This window comes from Nocardia sp. CC227C (genome assembly GCF_030767025.1).
Lineage (GTDB): Bacteria > Actinomycetota > Actinomycetes > Mycobacteriales > Mycobacteriaceae > Nocardia.
In genome coordinates this window covers 692,507-708,589 of sequence record NZ_JASITE010000001.1, presented here as the reverse complement: position 1 = coordinate 708,589, position 16,083 = coordinate 692,507, and the positions used below count along the sequence as shown (strand labels likewise).

17 protein-coding genes are annotated in these 16,083 nt (G+C 69.9%); 2 read left to right on the top strand and 15 right to left on the bottom strand.

Going from position 1 to position 16,083, the window contains the following annotated elements:
• Positions 1–229 precede the first annotated feature (229 nt).
• The 3 genes from QMO76_RS03190 to QMO76_RS03180 form a co-directional block, all read right to left on the bottom strand.
• The gene (locus QMO76_RS03190) at positions 230–730 is read right to left on the bottom strand and encodes a hypothetical protein (RefSeq protein WP_306359602.1); all 501 of its coding nucleotides are present in this window, start codon (positions 728–730) and stop codon (positions 230–232) included.
• A 153-nt stretch (positions 731–883) separates the two neighbouring features.
• A complete protein-coding gene (locus QMO76_RS03185) occupies positions 884–2,107 on the bottom strand; it encodes a globin domain-containing protein (protein WP_306359601.1) in 1,224 nt (407 codons plus the stop codon).
• Between the two features lie 18 nt (positions 2,108–2,125).
• Positions 2,126–2,572, bottom strand: coding sequence for an Rrf2 family transcriptional regulator (locus QMO76_RS03180; protein ID WP_306359669.1), 447 nt, complete (start codon positions 2,570–2,572; stop codon positions 2,126–2,128).
• Positions 2,573–2,786: 214 nt separating this feature from the next.
• Here QMO76_RS03180 and ilvA point away from each other — a divergent pair, with 214 nt between their 5' ends.
• A complete protein-coding gene (gene ilvA / locus QMO76_RS03175) occupies positions 2,787–4,016 on the top strand; it encodes a threonine ammonia-lyase (RefSeq protein ID WP_306359600.1) in 1,230 nt (409 codons plus the stop codon).
• 49 nt (positions 4,017–4,065) lie between these two features.
• Here the strand turns inward: ilvA and QMO76_RS03170 are convergent, their stop codons facing one another.
• The 4 genes from QMO76_RS03170 to QMO76_RS03155 all read right to left on the bottom strand — a co-directional run bounded on the left by QMO76_RS03170 (position 4,066) and on the right by QMO76_RS03155 (position 7,537).
• On the bottom strand, positions 4,066–4,389 hold the full coding sequence (locus QMO76_RS03170) for a multidrug efflux SMR transporter (protein WP_306359599.1): 324 nt from the start codon (positions 4,387–4,389) through the stop codon (positions 4,066–4,068).
• A gap of 94 nt (positions 4,390–4,483) precedes the next feature.
• Complete coding sequence (gene argH, locus QMO76_RS03165) at positions 4,484–5,905, bottom strand: argininosuccinate lyase (protein WP_306359598.1); 1,422 nt, start codon at positions 5,903–5,905, stop codon at positions 4,484–4,486.
• A gap of 108 nt (positions 5,906–6,013) precedes the next feature.
• Positions 6,014–7,216: an argininosuccinate synthase gene (locus QMO76_RS03160; protein ID WP_306359597.1), complete on the bottom strand. Its 1,203-nt coding sequence runs from the start codon at positions 7,214–7,216 to the stop codon at positions 6,014–6,016.
• Positions 7,217–7,363: 147 nt separating this feature from the next.
• Entirely contained in the window at positions 7,364–7,537 is a 174-nt protein-coding gene (locus QMO76_RS03155; protein WP_306359596.1) for a hypothetical protein, read from the bottom strand.
• A 7-nt stretch (positions 7,538–7,544) separates the two neighbouring features.
• Between QMO76_RS03155 and QMO76_RS03150 the strand changes: the two genes are divergently transcribed.
• Entirely contained in the window at positions 7,545–8,447 is a 903-nt protein-coding gene (locus QMO76_RS03150; RefSeq protein WP_306359595.1) for an alpha/beta hydrolase family protein, read from the top strand.
• Here the strand turns inward: QMO76_RS03150 and QMO76_RS03145 are convergent, their stop codons facing one another.
• The 8 genes from QMO76_RS03145 to argC form a co-directional block, all read right to left on the bottom strand.
• Positions 8,448–9,221 carry a helical backbone metal receptor gene (locus QMO76_RS03145; RefSeq protein WP_306359594.1) on the bottom strand — a complete coding sequence of 258 codons (774 nt, stop codon included), beginning with the start codon at positions 9,219–9,221 and terminating at the stop codon, positions 8,448–8,450.
• Positions 9,222–9,362: 141 nt separating this feature from the next.
• Complete coding sequence (locus tag QMO76_RS03140) at positions 9,363–10,160, bottom strand: maleylpyruvate isomerase family mycothiol-dependent enzyme (protein ID WP_306359593.1); 798 nt, start codon at positions 10,158–10,160, stop codon at positions 9,363–9,365.
• Between the two features lie 51 nt (positions 10,161–10,211).
• Entirely contained in the window at positions 10,212–10,733 is a 522-nt protein-coding gene (locus QMO76_RS03135) for an arginine repressor (protein ID WP_051037122.1), read from the bottom strand.
• Positions 10,723–11,670, bottom strand: coding sequence for an ornithine carbamoyltransferase (gene argF / locus QMO76_RS03130; protein WP_306359592.1), 948 nt, complete (start codon positions 11,668–11,670; stop codon positions 10,723–10,725). Before argF ends, QMO76_RS03135 begins: the two co-directional genes overlap by 11 nt.
• Positions 11,667–12,869, bottom strand: coding sequence for an acetylornithine transaminase (locus QMO76_RS03125; RefSeq protein WP_306359591.1), 1,203 nt, complete (start codon positions 12,867–12,869; stop codon positions 11,667–11,669). The genes argF and QMO76_RS03125 overlap by 4 nt, the downstream gene beginning before the upstream one ends.
• Complete coding sequence (gene argB / locus QMO76_RS03120) at positions 12,866–13,765, bottom strand: acetylglutamate kinase (protein ID WP_306359590.1); 900 nt, start codon at positions 13,763–13,765, stop codon at positions 12,866–12,868. The genes QMO76_RS03125 and argB overlap by 4 nt, the downstream gene beginning before the upstream one ends.
• On the bottom strand, positions 13,762–14,973 hold the full coding sequence (argJ, locus tag QMO76_RS03115) for a bifunctional glutamate N-acetyltransferase/amino-acid acetyltransferase ArgJ (protein ID WP_306359589.1): 1,212 nt from the start codon (positions 14,971–14,973) through the stop codon (positions 13,762–13,764). The genes argB and argJ overlap by 4 nt, the downstream gene beginning before the upstream one ends.
• On the bottom strand, positions 14,970–16,028 hold the full coding sequence (gene argC, locus QMO76_RS03110) for an N-acetyl-gamma-glutamyl-phosphate reductase (RefSeq protein WP_306359588.1): 1,059 nt from the start codon (positions 16,026–16,028) through the stop codon (positions 14,970–14,972). The genes argJ and argC overlap by 4 nt, the downstream gene beginning before the upstream one ends.
• Between the last annotated feature and the right edge of the window lie 55 nt (positions 16,029–16,083).

Sequence of the window (16,083 nt, the reverse complement as noted above, 5' to 3'; positions counted from 1 at the left end):
GACACCGAACCCGGCTGACACCACGGGCAGGCACCGAACCCGGCTACCGCCGCGGGCGAGCGCAGACTTTCGGTGACGGCAGGCGGCGCAGCGCCCGCGGCGAGCTCACCTCACCGAGAGCCGCCTTCGGCGCGGCCGTGGCGCGGCGTCGGTGGGCCCGGCAGCGGCGGGCACACCGTCGTGCCGTGCGCCCATCCCGGGCCGACAGGCACGTATCGGCCGCACAACGTCACTCGAGCATGGCGGCGCGCACCCAGCCGACGCCGGTCCGCACCCCGGGCCCCAGACAGCCCATGATCATCTCCGGAGTCATCATCTCGTAGCCCGCCGTGATCCGGACCCGGCCGCCCGCGCCCAGACCTGCGACGATCTCCAACTCACCCACGCTCGGCTGGGCCATGGTCACCGGCCACGACCCCGACACCGTGCTCACCGCACCGGAGGACCAGACGATCTCGACGGTGATCGGGCCGTCGGCGGGGCGCATGCAGTCCGACCACGCCTCGTGCACCCCGGTGAAGGTGCCGCCGGTGATACCGGGCCACCCGACGCAGTCCCGCAGCGATCCGACCGAGGTGAAGGTCATCGGTTTCGGCGTCATATCGATGCCGCCGTGCACCGCCGTCCACCGGAAGTCACCGTCGGCACAGCCGCCCACCACCGGCGGCGCGGGCGCGGGCGGCACCGCCGTGGAAGCCAGCGGCACCGCCACCAAGTCACCAGTCGGCACCGCCGCCGTGGGAGCCGCGAGCGCTAGCGCGCACGGCAGTATCGCGAGAACTGTCCCGGATCTCCACACGGGTGCGGACATTAACGCAGGTCAGCACCCATGCCGTGGATTCACCGTCGGATCGTCGTTTCCGATGCGGCGACGGTCGTCCGGCTACGCGTCCAGCAGCCAGTCGTTGGGGGCGAACAACTCGAAATGCACGCGGTCGGAGGGAATTCCGGCCGCCAGCAACTGTGCGCGCACCGCCCGCAGGAATCCGGTGCCGCCGCAGAGGTAGTAGTCCGCATCGGCGGGCAGTTCCATCCCCGCCGGATCGAAGGTCTGCCCCTCGTCCTGATACCAGGTGCGGTAGTCGGCATCGCGCAGGTCGGCGGTGAGTGCGCGGACGCGGACGCGCAGCGGATGTGCGGCGGCCGAGCGATCGCAGTGCAGCACCACGGTGCGCCGGGCCGACCCCGTGGCGGCCAGATACTCCAGCATGCCGACCATGGGCGTGACGCCGACCCCGGCGGAGATGAGCACCACCGGCGTGCTGGCCGCGGTGTCGAGGGTGAGGTCGCCGAACGGCAGCGTGATCTCCAGGCGGGTCCCCGCCACGGCATTGCGATGCAGCCACGACGACACCTCGCCCTCGGGTGTCGCCCGCTCGGCCGCCACCCGGCGCACGGTGAACGCCAGTCTGCCCGCGCCGGGCGCATTGACCAGGCTGTACTGGCGCAGCTGTCGAGCGCCGTCGGCGAGCGCCGCCCCGACCGAAATATATTGTCCGGGCCGGAAATCGGGCAGCGGCCGGGCCGGGTCCTCGGCTTCGACAATGAAAGTGACCACACCCGAGGCATCCTCGACCCGGTCGACCACGCGGACCCAGCGGAAGACATCGCCCGCCGCCACTCCGGCGGCCCGGTACAGCCCCTGCTCGAAGTCGATGAGGGTGCCGGCCATCAGCCAGTACACGCGATCCCAGGCCGCGGCCACCTCGGCCGTCACCACATCCGCGCCCAGCACCTCGACAATGGCGGCGAACAGATGCTCGTGCACGATCGCGTACTCGCCGGCGGTGACGCCGAGGGAGGCGTGCTTGTGCCCGATGCGGGAGAACAGGTCGCGCGGATGCGGCAGGTCCGGATTCACCAGGTGGGTGGCGTAGGTGGCGATGGCGGCGGCCAGGGCGCGCTGCTGCGCGCCCTGGGCCTGGTTGCCCCGGTTGAAGCGGTCGCGGAGGAGTTCCGGGTGGGCGGTGAACATCGTGCGGTAGAAGAGTGTGGTGATGTCGTCGATCCGGGCGCCCACCAGCGGCAGGGTCGCCCGGATCACCGCCGCGTGTTCGGGTTCCAGTTCCGGAACGACGTCCAGGGCCGGATCCATTGCGGTCGTCATGATGTCTCCTCGTGCTGTTCAGTCGACTGCCGGGGTGGCCGACAGATGCAGCAGTTCGACGGTCCGCGCGGTCACCAGGTCGGCGAGCGTGTAGTGGTCGAGCTCCCGATAGAACGCCTCCTGCGCATTCCGGAGAACATGCCGCAAACGGCAATTGCTCGCCAATGGGCAGGGATGTTCGCCGAGGCATTCGACGACTTCGGCATCTCCCTCGAGCCCGCGGACTATCGCGCCGACGGTCGCGGCGCGTCCTTCGTCGGTGAGGAATATGCCGCCGGAGCGCCCGCGATGAGAGGCGACGAAGCCGAGTTCGGCGAGTCGCGAGACGGCCTTGGCGACGTAATGATCCGAGGCATTGACTTGTCTCGCAACCAGTTTCGCTGTCACACGGGTATCGGCTTCGCCGCTGACCGCGAGGCGCATCATCGCCCGGAGTCCGAGATCGGTGAACCGGGAAAGCTGCATGGCTACACCGTACGTAATTCGGACAGGAGAAAGCGCATTCAGCGCGTGTGCGCTCAAATACAATTCGCCGTGCACATTTTGTCGGTTCGATCACAAGGACCAATTGCCCTATTCTTCACCGCGCGTACTTGATATCGCGACTATTCAGCAAACAAGTGGTGGCCGTGGCGGACATCGGTGCCCGGCGCGGCACAGGCCACACCCGGCTGGCAGCATGGCGGCCATGGATCTGGTCAGCGTGGAACGTATCGACGAAGCGGCGAAACTCCTCGCCCCCGTGGTGCGCCGGACGCCGCTGGTGGCGTCGCGGGTGCTGTCGGAGCGCACCGGAATGGAGGTGCGGCTGAAATGCGAGAACCTCCAGCGCACCGGGTCGTTCAAACCGCGCGGAGCGTACAACCGCATCGCCAATCTGCCGGAGGCCGAGCGAGCCCGCGGCGTGGTGGCGGCCAGCGCGGGCAATCACGCCCAGGGTGTCGCCTGGGCGGCCAGCTCGCTCGGCATCGAATCCACCGTCTTCATGCCCATCGGGGCTTCGCTGCCGAAACTGGTGGCCACCAAGGCATACGGGGCGACCGTGCATCAGGTCGGCGAAACCATCGACGAGGCCCTCACGGCCGCACTGGATTTCGCCGGGCAGACCGGGGCCACCCTGATCCACCCGTTCGACCACCCCGATATCGTCGCCGGGCAGGCGACGGTGGCGCTGGAGATCCTGGACCAGCTGCCGGACGTGGGCACCGTGGTGGTGCCGACCGGTGGCGGCGGACTGCTGGCGGGGATCGCGGTGGCGCTGCGCCACCTCGCCCCGCAGGTCCGGGTGATCGGGGTGCAGGCCGCCGATGCCGCCGCCTGGCCGGGTTCACTCGCGGTGGGCCGCCCGGTGCCGCTGGACCGCATGACCACCATGGCCGACGGTATCGCGGTGGGCCTGCCGGGGGCGGTGCCGTTCGCCCATGTCGCCGAGCAGGGGACGACCATCGTCACGGTGGACGAGGACGCGCTGTCGCGTGCCCTGCTGCTCTGCCTGGAGCGGGCCAAGCTGCTCGTGGAACCGGCCGGTGCGGCGGCGGTGGCGGCGCTGATGACCTGTCTGCCCGAGGAACTCGCGTTGCGGGGGCCGGTCTGCGCGGTGCTGTCCGGCGGGAATGTCGACCCGCTGCTGCTCACCCGCGTGGTCGGGCACGGTCTCAGCGCCGCGGGCCGCTATCTCGCGCTGCGGGTGACGATCTCGGATCGCCCCGGCAGCCTCGGCGCGCTGCTGGGTGAGGTCGGCCGCACCGGTGCCAGCGTGCTGGATGTGGTGCACTCCCGTACGGGGGCGTGGCTCGCGGTGGACGAGGTGGAGGTGGCGCTGACGCTCGAGACGCGCGGCGCGGCGCACCGTGACGATGTACTCCAGGCGCTGGCCGACGCGGGATACGCGGTGCGCGTACAGGACTGAACATCGCCGTCGCGATGGCGGGTGGTCACCGGCCGGCGAATGTCCACCCTCAGTGCGAACCGCCGAGTTCCAGCGCCAGCACGCCCGCGATCACCAGCCCGATGCCGCCGACCTGTATCAGGGTGAGCTTCTCGTTCAGGAACAGCGCGCCGATGACCGCCACGGCCACCACCCCCACCGCCGCCCAGATGCCGTAGGCCACGCCGACCGGCATCCCGCGCTTCAGCGCCTGCGACAGGCAGTAGAACGCCGCGCCGTAGCCGATGACCACGATGGTCGACGGGACGGGCTTGGTGAATCCCTCCGACAACTTCAGCGACACCGTGGCGGTCACCTCGGAGGCGATGGCCAGCGCCAGGAACAGCAGAGTCATGCCGGGGAGCGTATCCGGGCCGTCCGCGGGCACCGCCGCGGACGGCCCGGTGCGCTTGTCGCGCACCGAGGTCGGGCCGCGCGGGTCCGGTCGCTCAGCTCAGCCAGTCGCGGTGGGAGGCGGCGGTGGCGCGCACCTCGTCGAGTTGCGCGGCGACCTGCACACCGGCGGTGCCACCGCGGGCGTTGCGGGAGGCGATGGAGCCCTGCACGGTCAGCACCTCGCGCACGGCGGGGGTGAGCGCCGGGTCGACGGCGGCGAACTCGGCGTCGGTGAGCTCGTCCAGGCCCACGCCGCGTGCCTCCGCGGCGCGCACGCAGGCACCGGCGGCCTCGTGGGCGACGCGGAACGGAACGCCTTGGCGGACCAGCCATTCGGCGATATCGGTGGCGAGGGTGAATCCGGCCGGGGCCAGTTCGGCCATGCGGTCGGTGTGGAAGGTGAGGGTGGACACCAGTCCCGCGATGGCGGGCAGCAGCAGTTCCAGCTGCGCCACCGAATCGAAGACGGGTTCCTTGTCTTCCTGGAGGTCCCGGTTGTAGGCCAGTGGTTGCGCCTTGAGCGTGGCCAGCAGGCCGGTGAGGTTGCCGATGAGGCGGCCCGCCTTGCCGCGGGTCAGCTCCGAGACGTCCGGGTTCTTCTTCTGCGGCATGATGGACGATCCGGTGGACCAGGCGTCAGCCAGCGTGATGTAGCCGAATTCCGGTGTGCTCCAGATGATCACCTCTTCGGCCATCCGGGACAGGTCCACCGCGATCATGGCGAGCACGAACGCGGCCTCGGCCGCGAAATCCCGGGCGGAGGTGGCATCGATGGAGTTGGCCGCGGCGGCGTCGAAATCCAGTTCGGCGGCAATGGCTTCCGGGTCCAGCCCCAGCGAGGACCCGGCGAGCGCCCCGGATCCGTACGGCGACACCGCCGCCCGCTTGTCGAAGTCACGCAGCCGCTCGATATCGCGCAGCAGCGGATGCGCGTGCGCCAGCAGATGATGCGCCAGCAGCACCGGCTGCGCGGCCTGCAGATGCGTCTTGCCCGGCATCACGGCGTCCGGATGCGCGGCGGCCTGCGCGACGAGCGCGTCCACCACCTCGAGCACCCCGAAGGCGATGCGCCGCACCGCATCCCGCAGCCACATCCGAAACAGCGTGGCGACCTGGTCGTTGCGCGACCGCCCCGCCCGCAGCCGCCCCCCGAGCTCGGCCCCGACCCGCTCGATCAGCCCCCGCTCCAGCGCCCCGTGCACATCCTCGTCGGACTCCGACGGCCCGAACGCCCCCGACTCCACATCGGCCGCCAGCCGATCCAGCCCCGCGAGCATCCCCGACAGATCCGCGTCGGACAGCAGCCCGGCCTTGTGCAACACCCGCGCGTGCGCCTTCGACGCCCGCACATCGTAAGGAGCCAACGCCCAATCGAAATGCGTCGACTTGCTCAACGCCGCCATAGCCGCCGCCGGTCCCGACGCGAACCGCCCACCCCAGAGCGCGCCCTCATTGGTGCCGTGCTGCTCGGTCATCGTTAGTTGTCTCCTCCGGGTCGGATAGCGGTGATGGATGGACGGGGTCGATAGCAGCGATGGCCGCGTCCGCGAATGCGGCCACGGCCATCGTGGGCTGTTTCGAGGCTACTTCTTGCCGAGGTCGCGGCGGGCGGCGACCTTGGAGGAGAGGCCGTGGATCTGAACGAAGCCCTTGGCGAGGGACTGGTCGAAGGTGTCGCCCTCGTCGTAGGTGGCGAGGTTGAAGTCGTAGAGGGATTCTTCGGAGCGGCGGCCGTTGACGGTGACATTGCCGCCGTGCAGGACCATGCGGACGTCGCCGGAGACGTGCTGCTGGGTTTCGGCGACGAAGGCGTCCAGGGCGCGCTTGAGCGGGGAGTACCAGAGGCCGTCGTAGACCAGCTCGCCCCAGCGCTGCTCGACCTGGCGCTTGTAGCGGCCAAGCTCGCGCTCGATGGTGACGGCTTCGATCTCCTGGTGGGCGGTGATGAGGGCGATGGCGCCGGGGGCCTCGTAGATCTCGCGGCTCTTGATGCCGACGAGGCGGTCCTCGACCATGTCCAGGCGGCCGACGCCCTGGCGGCCCGCCCGCTTGTTCAGTTCGGTGATGGCCTCGAGCATGGTGACCGGGCGGCCGTCGATGGCCACCGGGACGCCCCGGTGGAAGGTGACGATGAGTTCGTCGGGGGCCTCGAAGTTGACGGTCGGGTCGACGGTGTAGTCGTAGACGTCCTTGGTGGGGGCGTTCCACAGGTCCTCGAGGAAGCCGGTCTCGACGGCGCGGCCCCACAGGTTCTGGTCGATGGAGAACGGCGACTTCTTGGACACGTTGATCGGCAGGTTGTTCTCACCGGCGAACTCGATGGCCTTCTCGCGGGTCCAGGCGTAGTCGCGGACCGGCGCGATGACCTTCAGATCGGGGGCGAGCGCGCCGATGCCGACCTCGAAGCGCACCTGGTCGTTGCCCTTGCCGGTGCAGCCGTGCGAGACGGTGTCCGCGCCGTGGTACTCGGCGGCCTCGACCAGGTGCTTGACGATGAGCGGCCGGGAGATGGCCGAGACCAGCGGGTAGCGGCCCATGTAGAGGGCGTTGGCCTGGATGGTCGGCAGGCAGTACTCGGTGGCGAACTCGTCACGCGCGTCGACCACGATGGACTCGACCGCGCCGCAGTCGAGGGCGCGCTGGCGCACATCGTTCATGTCCTCGCCGCCCTGACCCAGGTCGATCGCGACCGCGATCACCTCGGCACCGGTCTCCTTGCCGATCCAGCTGATGGCAACGGAGGTATCCAGCCCGCCCGAGTAGGCGAGTACGACGCGCTTGGTCATAGTCCGTGTGCTCCTCGATTAGTGCGTATGAGTCTGTACCGACCGGCCGCGTTCGCCTCCGGCTCCCTGCGCCGCGGCCCGCTCCGTCGTCCTGCAAATGATTATGCACGACGATGCAAGCCCATTCATAACCGGGGTGCCGAACACTCAGCGCGCGGCGACTCCGAGCCGCCGCGCCGCCGCCACCCGCAGCGCCCCCCACGGGGCGCGCCGCACCTCGACCGCCCGCGCCCGGCCGTATTCGACGGTATCGGACTCCACCTCGACGGTGAGCCGCCCACCGACGGTGTGGGCGTCGGCCTTGGGCGGTAGTTGGTACAACGGAATGATGACCGCTTCGAAGATCTGGGTGCTGCTGGTGTGCGCGGTGGCCGCGACCGTCGTCGCCGTCCGGCCCGCCGCGGCCGCGCCGGCCGAGGCGACGGTGCTGGACGTGTACTCCCCCGCCATGGATCGTGTCGTCTCCAATCGGGTGATCCCGGCGGCGAATGCCGGTGCGCCGACGCTGTACCTGCTCACCGGCGCCGGGGGTGGGCAGGACGGGATCTCCTGGTGGGACGACACCGATGTGCGGGAGTTCTTCGCCGACAAGAACGTCAATGTGGTGATGCCGATCGGCGGCGCGTTCACCCTCTACACCGACTGGATCGCCGACGATCCGATCGCGGGGCGCAACAAGTGGCAGACCTATCTGACCCGTGAACTGCCCGCCGCGGTCGACGCACGGTTCGCCACCAGCGGCCGCGATGCCATCGCCGGGGTGTCGATGAGCGCGGGTTCGGCGATCGACCTCGCCATTCAGGCCGGTGATCGGTACAGCGCGGTCGCCTCCTACAGCGGTTGCCCGTGGACCTCCGACGCCGCCGGGGTGGCCATGGCCGGTGCGGTGGTGCTGCGCGGCGGCGGCAACCCGGCGAATATGTGGGGTGCGCCCGGCGGCGAGGTGTGGCGTGCGCACGATCCGTATCTGCACGCGGAACGATTGCGCGGCAAGACCGTCTACCTGTCGGCCGCGTCCGGTGTGCCCGGAATCATCGACCGCAACGGCCTGCCCTCACCCGTCATCGAGGCCATCGCGAGTTCGTGCACGGGAGCGTACGCCGATCACCTGAATCGGCTGGGCATCGCCCCGATCCACGTGGACCGCCCGGCCGGATCCCATACCTGGGGCCAGTTCCAAACCGATCTGCACGATTCCTGGCCGCATCTGGCCCGCGCCATCGGGGCCTGATCAGATCCGAAACGCCTGCGCCAACCGCTCGTCGAGCCGCTGTCGCGCCGTGGCGAGCGAGGGGCCGTACCAGGTGAGGGCGCGCCCCTCCACCAGCGCGACGCGGATACCCGGAAACGCCTCCGGCCCATCGGTTTCGGTGAACACGTACGGCTCGTCCGGAAGTACGGCGAGTTCGACACCGGCGGTCAGCTCCCGCTCCGATACGGTCGGATAGCGCTCCGGCCGATCCGCGTGCACGAGTCGCAGCCCCAGCCGCCGAGCGAGGTCACCGGTGAAGGTGTCGCGGCCGACCACCATCCACGGGTCGCGCCACACCGGAATCACCGCGTCGCACAGCGATTCCGGCGGCGGCGCGGACCATTCCGCACGCGCCCGCTCGAGCCATTCCGGGACACCGGTGTCGAGCAAGCGCGCGAAAAGCCGTTCCAGGGACGAGAATGCCTCCTCCAGTGTCCGAATCCTGGTCACCCACACCGGGATTCCCATGTCCCGCAACCGCTCGACGTCGATGCGCCGGTTCTCCTCCTGATTGCACACCACCACATCCGGTGCGATCGCGCCGATTCGGCGCACATTCGGGTTCTTGGTCCCCCGGACGCGCTCGACCGCCAGATCACGCGGATGCGTGCACCAGTCGGTGACCCCCACCAGGAGATCAGGGCGGGTGACCGCGATCGCCTCGGTCAGGGAGGGGACCAAGGACACCACGCGCCGCACCGGCCGCCGCAGCGGAACCGGCGCACCGAGATCATCGAACAGTTCGGCGGCCACGGTCAGCGGGGTAGCAGGGAGGAAAGCCCACCGACGACGCCGTAGAGGGTATCCACGACCAATCCGACGGCCAGACCGGTGTACACCGACAACAGGTTGGGGTCCATGTCGGTCCAGGGTAGCCCGTTGCCCGGGGTCCGCTCAGCCGAAGGCGACGCGATCGAGCCAGCCGGTGAACAACTCACCGTCACCGAGAACCTCGATCGCGGCGGATTCCGGCGCGCGACGCCGGTGGATGACGAGCAGCAGCTCGGTCAGCGGCCCCCGCACCGCCACCGCGCAGCGCTCGTGCGCCCGCCGCCAGGTGATGCCCGCCCCGGTCAGGTCGATCACCCATTCGGCTTCCAGCTCCTCCGCGACGTCGGTGGCGTGCAGGTGCAGGGTGCGGCCCGGGCCGAGCAGTTCACGCACTCGCGGGCGTTGCTCGGGCAGGTCGGGCAACGAGCAGAGTTCCAGCCATTCGTCGATGGCGTCGGCCGCGAGATCCGGCTCCACCGTGAACTCCGCACCGACCGCGAGCGTGGCGTCGGCGCGATGCACGAGTGCCTCATGGGTGAATCGCCGCGCATAGAAATCGCTGGACCGCACGCCCGGCACCGGAGTCCAGAGCGGCAGTCCCTCGCCCGCCGCGGCCAGGGCGCCGGACAGCCGAGCCGAGGTCTCACCCAGCCACGGATCGATATCGGCGGACTTCTCGTCGACGAAAGCCGACAGCTCCCGGAACCGGAACTCGTCCTCCGGCAGCGGCTCCTGCACCCGGCGCTGCACGGCGGCGGCCGCCCAGCACTGGCCGCCGCCGACATGGCGAGCGAGCTGGCCGAGGTTCCAGTCCGGGCAGGTCGGGACGGGGGCGGTCAGGTCCGCGTTCTCGATGGCGGTGCGGAGGAGGTCGGTCTGGGTGATGATCTCCATGGTGTAGCGGTCGTATTCCAGAGGCATGCGACCACCGTAGATCGAACCCCGAGGCGCACCGCCGCATCGGCCACGGTTTCAGGCCAATTGCTCGATCTTGGCGGCCAATTCGGCCCCGCTCATCGGCTCCCGGGCGATGACGGCGATGGTGTCGTCCCCCGCGATCGTGCCCACGATCTCCGGCAGTGCGGCCCGATCCAGCGCACTGGCGAGGAAATGCGCCGCACCCGGCGGTGTCCGCAGCACGGCGATATTCCCGCTGGCGTCGGTGGAGACCAGCAGGTCGCCGAGGAGCTTCGACAATCGCTCGGTTCCGCCGGTCACGCCGCGCACGGGACTGCCGTCCTCGGGAACGACGTACACCCCGGCCCCACCGTCGGCGGCGCGCAGTTTCACCGCACCGAGCTCGTCGAGATCCCGGGACAGCGTGGCCTGGGTCGTTTCGATGCCTTCGGCCGCGAGCAGGGTCGCCAGTTCGGTCTGGCTGCGCACCTCGTGCTGGGACAGGATGGCGATGATGCGGGCCTGGCGGCCCGCGCGCGTCCGCGCGATGGCCGCACCCGAACGGGTGGGTGCGGCCGAGCGTCGCTCACCGCTCACCGCGCACCGCCTCGAATTTCTCCAGCAGCCAGACCAGCAGCGCTTTCTGGGCGTGCAGGCGGTTCTCCGCCTCGTCCCAGACCGCGCTGTGCGGGCCGTCGATCACCTCGTCGGTGATCTCCTCCCCGCGATGCGCGGGCAGGCAGTGCAGCACCGTCACGTCCGGTGCGGCGCGGGAGAGCAGGTCGGCGTTCACCTGGAAGGGGCGGAACGGGGCGACGCGGTCGCGGCCGTCGTTCTCCTGGCCCATGGACATCCAGGTGTCGGTGACCAGGGCGTCCGCGCCCTCGGCCGCCGCCAGCGGGTCATCGGTCAGGGCGATCTTGGCCCCCGTCTCGGCGGCGCGCGCCCGCGCCAGCTCGACGATCCACGGCAGCGGTTCGAAACCCTCCGGGGCGGCGATGGTGACGTTCAGTCCCGCCGTGACACCGCCGAGCAGCAGCGAGTGCGACATATTGTTCGCGCCGTCGCCGAGATAGGTGAGATTGCGCCCGGACAGGTCGCCCTTGCGTTCCCGCAGCGTCTGCAGGTCCGCCAGCACCTGGCACGGGTGGAACTCGTTGGACAGCGCGTTCACGACGGGAACCGTGGCGGCCGCGGCCATCTCGTCCAGGCGGGTCTGTTCGAAGGTGCGCCAGACAATGGTCTCCACGTACCGCGACAGCACCCGCCCGGTGTCGGCGAGGGTTTCCTCGCGGCCCAGCTGGGTGTCGCGGCCGTCCACCACGACGGCGTGCCCGCCCAGCTGTGCGATGCCCATCTCGAAGGAGAACCGGGTGCGGGTGGAGTTCTTCTCGAACATCACCGCCACCCCGCGCGGCCCCGCCAGCGGCTTGCGTCCCTGCGGATGCTGCTTCAGTTCCGCGGCGAGAGCGAGGATTTCGGCCTGTTCGGCGGGCGTGACGTCGTCGTCGCGCAGGAAATGCCGGATGGTCACTGTTGGGTCCCCTTCGCCTTGGCCTGCGCGGCGTCGAGAATGCCGGGCAGGTCGGACAGGAAGTTGTCGGCCTGGGTTTCGGTGAGCACCAGCGGCGGCGCGAGCCGAATCACGTTCGGTTTGGCGGGATTGAGCAGATACCCCGCATCGCGGGCGGCCTCGTCGACCTGCGCCGACACCGCGTCGGTGAGCTGGATGCCGATCAGCAGCCCCGCCCCGCGCACATGGTCCACCAGCGGGTGGTCGAGGGCGTCGATGCCGTCGATCAGCGTCTTGCCGAGCGATTCCACGTGGGTGAGCAGATCCTGCTCGTCGATCGTCCGCAGCACCGCCAGCGCCGCCGCGGCACAGACCGGATTGCCGCCGAAGGTGGTGCCGTGCAGTCCCGGCGTGAGCAGTTCCGCCGCCTCGCCCTGCGCCAGCACCGCGCCGATCGGCAGCCCGCCGCCGAGCCCCTTGGCCAGGGTGATCACATCGGGCACGATGCCCGCGGCCTGATGCGCGTAGAAGTGGCCGGTGCGCCCGATCCCGGTCTGCACCTCGTCCAGGATCAGCAGCGCCCCATGCTCTTTGGTGATGGCGCGGGCCCTCGCGAGATAGTCGGCCGGGGGCACCACGACCCCGCTCTCCCCCATGATGGGTTCGATGAACACCGCCGCGGTCCGATCGTCCACCGCGGCCGCGAGCGCCTCGGCGTCGCCGTAGGGCACGTGCACCACACCGGGCGGCATGGGCTCGAACGGAGCCCGTTTCGACACCTGCCCCGTCAGAGCAAGTGCGCCCATGGTGCGTCCGTGGAACGCCTCCTCGCAGGCGACTATCTTGGTCCGGCCGGTCAGCCGCGAGATCTTGAACGCCGCCTCGTTGGCCTCGGTGCCGGAATTGCAGAAGAACGCCCGGCCGTGCCCGTTTCCGAAGTGTGCGAGCAGCCGTTCCGCGAGTTCCAGGACCGGTTCGCTCGCATACAGATTCGAGGTGTGGCCGAGGGTGCCCAGTTGCTGGGTGACCGCCTCCAGAATCGCCGGATGCGCGTGCCCCAGACTGTTGACGGCGATGCCGCCGAGGAAGTCCAGATAGCGTTTGCCGTCGGCGTCGTACACCACCGCGCCCGCGCCGCGCGCCAGCGCGACCTTCGGGGTGCCGTAATTGTTCATCAGCACGGTGGACCACCGCTGCTGCAGGTCGGCTGTGTTGGTCATACATACTCCTGAGCCGGGGTGACCATCGTGCCGATGCCCTCCCCCGTGAATAGTTCCAGCAGCACCGAATGCGGCACCCGGCCGTCGATCACGTGCGCGGTCGGCACACCGCCGAGTACGGCCCGCAGGCAGGCTTCCATCTTGGGCACCATGCCCGCATCGAGTCGCGGCAGCAACTTCTCGAGTTCGGCGGTATCGATCCGGGTGGTCAGCGAGGACCGGTCGGGCCAGTCGGTGTACAGCCCTTCGACATCGGTGAGCACCACGAGTTTCTCCGCGCCGATGCCCTGTGCCAGCGCCGCCGCGGCGGTGTCGGCATTGATGTTGTGCACCACGCCGTTCGCGTCGGGCGCGATGGTGGACACCACCGGAATCCGGCCCGCGCCGATGAGATCCAGCACCGCGTCGGGATTGACCGAGGTGACATCGCCGACCAGGCCGATATCGGTGGCGATGCCGTCCACGTCGACGGTGCGGCGGGTGGCGGTGAACAGATGCGCGTCCTCACCGGAGATGCCGACGGCGTACGGACCGTGGGCGTTGACGAGTCCCACCAGTTCCCGGCCGACCTGTCCGAAGAGCACCATGCGCACCACATCCATCACCTCGGGTGTGGTGACCCGGAAGCCGCCCCGGAATTCGCCCCGCAGCCCGAGTCTGGTCAGCATGGCGCTGATCTGCGGGCCGCCGCCGTGCACCACCACCGGATGCACGCCGACGGTGCGCAGGAAGGCCATATCGGCGGCGAAGGCGCGTTTGAGTTCGTCGTCGACCATGGCGTTGCCGCCGTACTTGATCACCACGATCTTGTCGTGGAACTTCTGTAGCCAGGGCAGCGCGTCGGCGAGGACGTGCGCCTTGTCCAGCGCCGAGAGTTGTTCGTGCAGTGGGTTCATGAGCTGTAGGCCGAGTTCTCTTCGACGTATCCGTGCGAGAGGTCCGTGGTGCGGATGGTGGCCTCACCCGCGCCCAGTCCGAGGTCCACGACCACGTGGATGTCCGCGCCGGACAGGTCCACCTCGCGCGCTCCCGGAGCGCCGGTGCCGTCGACGCACACCGGAGCACCGTTGAAGGACACCGAGATCAGGTTGGGGTCCAGTTCGATCGGCGCGATGCCCACGGCGGCCAGCACCCGCCCCCAGTTCGGGTCCGAGCCGAAGAACGCCGTCTTGACCAGGCTGTCACGGGCGATGACACGGGCTGCGACCAGCGCCTCCTCCTCGCTCACCGCTCCCCGCACGGTGACGAGCACCCGCTTGGTGACGCCTTCGGCGTCGGCCATGAGCTGGGTGGCCAGGTCGTCGCAGATCGCGAGTACGGCGGCGTCGAGTTCCGCCTGGGTCGGCGTGACCTCGCTGGCGCCGTTGGCCAGCAGCAGCACGGTGTCGTTGGTGGAGCAGGAGCCGTCCACGTCGAGCCGGTCGAAGGTGCGGCCGGTGGCCTTGCGCAATGCCTCGTCCAGTTGGGCCGGGGTGGCCACGGCATCGGTGGTCAGCACCACCAGCATGGTGGCCAGCGACGGCGCGAGCATGCCCGCGCCCTTGGCCATCCCGCCCACGTTCCACTTGTCCCGGTGGTGGAACGCGGCTTCCTTGGGCACGGTGTCGGTGGTCATGATGGCCCGCGCGGCCTCCGCGCCGCCGGAGAGCCCGCCGCCCATCTCGTGCACGATCTCGGTGACCGCGGGAATCAGCTTGTCCATGGGCAGCCGGTCGCCGATGAGACCCGTCGAGCAGACCGCGATCTCCCCCGCGCCGGTCTCGGTGCCCCAGTTGCTCAGGGCTTTCGCGAGTTCCTCGGCGGTGGCGTGGGTGTCCTGGAATCCCCCCGGACCCGTACACGCGTTCGCGCCACCGGAATTCAGGATGACCGCGCGCAGCCGACCGCCGGTCAGCACCTGCTGCGACCACAGCACCGGTGCGGCCTTCACCTTGTTGCGGGTGAACACGCCCGCCGCCGCGTATTCGGGACCTTCGCTGAAGACGAGCGCCAGATCCGGCTTGCCGCTGGCCTTGATGCCCGCGGCGATACCGGCGGCACGGAAGCCCAGCGGCGCGGTGACGCCCTGGGTCCGGACCAGCTTGCCGTTCTCGAATGTCGTCACGGTGCCACTCCTACGGTGGAAAGTCCTGCGGTCTCGTCGAATCCGACGGCCAGATTCATGGATTGCACCGCGGCGCCCGCGGTGCCCTTGGTCAGGTTGTCGATCGCGCCGACCACCACCAGCACTCCGGCGTCGGCGTCCACCTGGACCTGGAGCGTGACGGCGTTGGAGCCGAGCACCGAACCGGTCTGCGGCAGGCGGCCTTCCGGCAGCAGGTGCACGAAAGGCTCGTCGGCATAGGCTTTCTCGTACACGGCGCGGGCCTGGGCGGCGTCCACCCGCACCGGCGCCGTGCAGGTGGCGAGGATGCCGCGCGCCATGGGCGCGAGGATCGGGGTGAAGGAGACGGTGACATCGGCGCCCCCGGCCGCCTTCAGGTTCTGCGCGATCTCCGGGGTGTGCCGGTGCGCGCCCGCGATGTTGTAGGCCCGCGCGGACCCCATCACCTCGGAACCGAGCAGGCCCACATCGAGTTTGCGCCCCGCTCCCGAGGTGCCGGTCACCGCGACCACGTGCACGCTCGGTTCGATGATGCCGGCGGCCGCGGCCGGGGCCAGCGCCAGACTCGCCACGGTCGGGTAGCAGCCCGGCACCGCGATGCGCCGCGCCCCGCGCAGGGCGTCCCGGCCGCCGGGCAGTTCCGGCAGTCCGTAGGGCCAGCTGCCCGCGTGCGGGCTGCCGTAGTACTTCTCCCACGCCGCCGCGTCGGTGAGCCGGAAGTCCGCGCCGCAGTCGATGATCACGGTCGACTCCGGCAGCTGCCGCGCGATGGCCGCCGACTGACCGTGCGGCAGTCCCAGGAAGACGATGTCGTGCCCCGCCAGTTCGTCGACGGTGGTGGGTGCGAGCACCCGATCGGCCAGCGGCAGCAGATGCGGTTGCAGTTCGCCCAGCGCCGTCCCGGCATTCGACCCCGCGGTCAGCGCCCCGATCTCGAGGCGCCCGGCTCGGTAGGCTGGATGCCCGAGCAGCAGGCGCAACACTTCGCCGCCCGCGTATCCGCTCGCACCGGCTACCGCGACCCGTACCGTGGGCCCACCCGAGGTATCCACCATGTGATGATTATGCACGAACGTGCAAGCTCATTCACGGGTGGGTGTCCGATCCGGC